Origin of the sequence: Treponema sp. (genome assembly GCF_024696245.1) — a bacterium.
Classification (GTDB): Bacteria; Spirochaetota; Spirochaetia; order Treponematales; family Treponemataceae; genus Treponema_D.
In genome coordinates this window covers 1-4,482 of record NZ_JAILGZ010000079.1, presented here as the reverse complement: position 1 = coordinate 4,482, position 4,482 = coordinate 1, and the positions used below count along the sequence as shown (strand labels likewise).

Sequence of the window (4,482 nt, the reverse complement as noted above, 5' to 3'; positions counted from 1 at the left end):
CAGTGGAATTGCAAGAAGGTACATCCAGCAGATATCATTAACAGCCGCATAAACCGTATCACCACCGGAACGACACAAACCTACAATAAAGAACATGTTAAATGAATTAATCGGATAGAAGAATACCAGAACATAAAGCATCCTCTGGGCAATTTCTATTACATCCGGTCCAACCTTAAAGAAATAGGGAAGAGCCATGGACATAGGAAGAAGACACAAACCTAAGAAAACTGCCGACAAAGGCATAAACCATGCAAAGCGGTGGGCATAGGCTTTTGCAAGATCGTGACTGCCCTCTCCAATTTTATGACCGATAAGAATTCCTGCAGCATTACCAACACCTATAAAGAATACCCAGGTAAGCTGGGAAATGTTTCCTGTAATATTGTAAGCAGCAATTATATCAGTACCGGCATGAGAATAAATTGTATTCTGAATTGTAACACCGAATCCCCAGAGAGATTCATTTATCATAACAGGAAGGGCAACCTTAAAGAAATTTGACAGGGCTCTGCCATCAAAGGAGAAAAGTTCCTTAAGGTTTCCGCAGATATCAAACTTCTTTTTATAAGACCAGAGAATCAGAATTAAAAATTCAATTACCCTGGAAATTACAGTTGCAATGGCAGCACCCTTAACCCCCATCGCAGGAATAAAGCCGCAGCCAAAAATAAAGAGATAATTAAGAAGGGCATTAATTAAAAATGCAATTGCAGTTGTTACAGTAGGAAGAATTACATGATCAGTTGAACGGAAAGCTAACTGAAAAGGAAAACTAACTGCAATAAAAATATAACTTAATCCAACATAGCGCAGGTATTCAATTCCGATGGAAATAACTGCATTATCATCAGAATAAAAATGCATGAGCACAGATGGAAAGAAAACTGCACCTACAGAAAAAATAAAGGCTGCTATAAAAGAAAAAGTCAGCATTATTCCCAGGGTACGCTTTATTCCCTTTAAATCTTTTTTTCCAAAATACTGGGCTATAAAAATAGAACCGCCGGAAGAAACTCCAAACAAAACCATGTTAAGCAAAAAGAAAACCTGGTTACCCAGACCTGTTGCGGCGACTTCGTTTTTACCAAGCTGACCTATCATTATTATGTCCAGCATGTTTACCAGAGTCATAAGCATGTTCTGCAGAATTATTGGAAGAGCAATTTTAAATAGTGAGCTGTAGAATTTTTCTAGTTTCATCATTACTACCTTTTGTATATCAATTTAAATATTAATAAATAACTCCATCCTGTCTTAAAAGCTCAAAGACAGAATCTTTCCCAAGCCAGTGGGCACAACCTGTAAATATAAAAGTAGTTCCGCCTTCATTAAGATACTTTTTTATATCCCCAACCCATTCCTGATTTCTTTCAAGAGTTATTTTGTTCTTAAAATTATCAAACTCCTCAGGAAGCTTTTGATCATCTTCATCTTCTTCTTCAAGCAAAAGATTAAGGTTTTCTATATCATCTGCAAGATACAATTCATAAAGTTCAAGCATAGGATTTATGTTTTTTTCTTTTGCTTCTTTTAACTGATCAAGACTATGCCGTAAATAATTAATCTGAAAATCATAGTCACCATAGGCTAAGAGATTCATCTGTGTTTCAAGCGCATCAAGACCTTCTACAGGTTTTCCCCGCCTTTTTGCCATCTTGTAAAATACCATATCAAGACCGTCTTCAGACTTTAGGCCGCTTTCCTCTGCAAATTTTATGGTAAGGTAATTTTCTACCATCATAGGATTCATTTGTATAAGCCCATTATAGGCAGAATCATCTTTAAGGTAATAATCCAAAGTGGCTTTCTGCTCTTCATTTAAATAATCAGTAACTATTTTTCCATCTTTATTTGGCATTGCCAGCCTTACTGCATAAAAACCTGTCTTTATAAAATCCCGTGAAGAAACTTCTGCAACTATTCTGTCAGATAAGGTAAAAGCTTCCAGGACTTCATCAGAAACAGAAGTCAGCCTTTCGTCTCCGACATGAATAGTTCCCTGAATATAAATTACAGAGGGCTTTCCTTTTTTATCTACACCATCAATCCTCCAGAAAAGCCTCTGGTCTGTTTTAGTTACACATGCTTTCTGTGAAACCGGGACAGATGCACAGGAAGCTAATACAAAAAATAAAGGGATTAAAAAAGATTTAAATATTCTGAATTTCATATTTTCCTCACAAGGAGTTTAACAGAAGGAAAGTTTTTTAGAAAGTAGAAACTATTTTTATTCAGCAGAAAAAAAAAGCCGGTGTTACTGAATGCACTTCAAATAACACCGGCTGTCCTAATCATTCAAAATAATTTTTAGAATGGATTTTCATCAGGATATCTTTCTGATTTTGGCTGATTGTAAGCAACATCAGGAATACCCAGATACTTGAACAGAGTCCAGAGAGCTTTTCCGTGATGTCCAAAAGCAACTGCTCCATGATGTGGATACTGTTTGCCGATAAGAACATGGCGGTAGAAGCGGCCCATTTCTGGAATTGCAAATACACCGATTCCTCCAAAGGAACAGGTTGGTACAGGAAGAATTTCTCCCTGAGCAATATATGCCTGAAGTTTTGTATCTGGTGTTGTCTGAAGACGGAAGAAGGTAATCTGACCTGGAGCAATATCTCCTTCGAGAGTACCACGGGTAAAATCAGGTGTACCACCATCTTCAAGAATACGGTTCTGAATAAGCTGATATTTAACACCAGGCTTTGACTGAGGGTTGAGGCGGCACAATGGAGTGTTTCCACAGTGGAAGGCCATGAATGTATCCTGAAGTGTATAAGGATATGCAAACTTACCCTTGATTTTGTTTTCGTACATATCTGCAGGTACAGAGTTGTTGATATCAAGAAGTGTAACTGGTTCACCAGAAATACATGTACCGATGTATTCAGAGAGAGCACCAAAAATATCAACTTCACATGCAACTGGAATACCACGGCTTCCAAGACGGCTGTTTACATAACAAGGTTCAAATCCGAATTCCTTAGGGAAAGCAGGCCAGCACTTGTCTGCAAGAACAACATACTTACGGCTGCCCTTGTTTTCTTCAATCCAGTCAAGCAAAGTAATTTCAAACTGTGCCATACGTGGAAGAAGATCAGGGAACTGATTACCTGCACCAAGTTCCTTTTCCATATCAGCAACAACTTCCGGAATACGCTTGTCATCTTTATGAGCACGATATGCAACAAGAAGATCAAGTTCTGAGTTTTCCTGAATCTCAACACCAATATCATAAAGTCCTTTAATAGGAGCATTGCAGGCAAAGAAGTCCTGTGGGCGTGGTCCGAATGTTATAATCTTAAGACTCTTAAGACCAATAATTGCACGGGCAACAGGAATAAATTCTTCAATCATCTGTGCAATGTCATCTGAAGTTCCAACTGGATATTCAGGAATAATTCCAGGAATCTTGCGGAGATTAAGATTGTAAGAGCAGTTAAGCATACCACAGTAAGCATCACCACGTCCGTTAATCAAATCTTTATCTGTCTCTTCTGCAGCAGCCACAAACATACAAGGTCCGTCAAAGTACTGGGCAATTTCTGTCTCCGGAGTTTCAGGACCAAAGTTTCCAAGGAAAACTACAAGTGCATTACAACCAGCTGACTTAACCTCTTCAACAGCCTTAAGCATATCACATTCGTTTTCTACAGTAGTCTTAGCCTCATAAAGTTCACCCTTACCGTTAAAAACCTTAGCAATAGCAGCACGCCTCTTTTCAGAAAGTGAAATCACAAAACAATCACGACTAACCGCAATAATCCCCAGCTTAACATCCGGGATGTTCTTAAACTCTTTCATATACTCTCCTATTTTTAGCGCCATGGATGGCGCGTATTTACCCTTAGTAATACATATACAATGGAGTTTACACAAAGTGGAAACTCCCGGTTTACAGATGAACAGGAGGTCCAGCTGTTAACCGCAGTAATTAGTTTATTCCCATTCCTCTTGTTAGACATAGCTAATTTAACAGGTCAGGATTTTTTCCTAAAATACCCTTAAAGGCACCAAGCTTTGCTTCCTGTGTTGACGGATGTGCAATCAGCCACTTGTTCTTTGCCCACAAAAGTCTGTCTTCCCAGTTTTTTATTTTTATCTCAGGCTTATCCGTATTTGTTTCTGCAGGAAGAACAATAGCAACCCTGAAGCCGTCAGAAACTTCATTCCCCCTTACATCACAGCAGGGTGCATAATGAAGGGTTGTTTCGTAAACTTCTACAACACATCCTGCCGGCACACGGAAAGCTTCAACTTTTTTAGAATGAATAAAACCTTTCTTTACATCAGCAAGGGAAGCTACCAAAAGAATCATATCCTGCTCAGGAATATTCAGTTCACTCCCACGATGATATTCAAGACAGTTAAGCTTTGTATTAAAACCATTGCAGTAACCAATTTCTACAGGAATTCCACCGTAAGCATTTGCACTGAACTCTCCGGCAATAGCAAGCTTTTCCATTTCTGAATGAG

At 38.6% G+C, this 4,482-nt stretch carries 4 protein-coding genes; all 4 read right to left on the bottom strand.

From position 1 onward, the window contains the following. Positions 1-1,203: MATE family efflux transporter (locus K6D58_RS05520; RefSeq protein WP_296828451.1), on the bottom strand; the 1,203-nt coding region annotated here is incomplete at its 3' end. Positions 1,204-1,234: 31 nt separating this feature from the next. Continuing rightward, the gene (locus K6D58_RS05515) at positions 1,235-2,173 is read right to left on the bottom strand and encodes a TraB/GumN family protein (RefSeq protein WP_296828449.1); all 939 of its coding nucleotides are present in this window, start codon (positions 2,171-2,173) and stop codon (positions 1,235-1,237) included. Between the two features lie 137 nt (positions 2,174-2,310). Then, positions 2,311-3,810, bottom strand: a complete 1,500-nt coding sequence (locus tag K6D58_RS05510) for an L-fucose/L-arabinose isomerase family protein (RefSeq protein WP_296828447.1) — start codon at positions 3,808-3,810, stop codon at positions 2,311-2,313. Positions 3,811-3,973: 163 nt separating this feature from the next. Then, positions 3,974-4,482 (bottom strand): DUF4867 family protein (locus K6D58_RS05505; RefSeq protein WP_296828445.1); only part of this gene is annotated, 509 nt, incomplete at its 5' end.

Excerpts from the sequence above, each read along its gene's own strand:
- K6D58_RS05515 (WP_296828449.1), bottom strand. The coding sequence starts at position 2,173 with ATGAAATTCAGAATATTTAAATCTTTTTTAATCCCTTTATTTTTTGTA.
- K6D58_RS05510 (WP_296828447.1), bottom strand. The coding sequence starts at position 3,810 with ATGAAAGAGTTTAAGAACATCCCGGATGTTAAGCTGGGGATTATTGCG.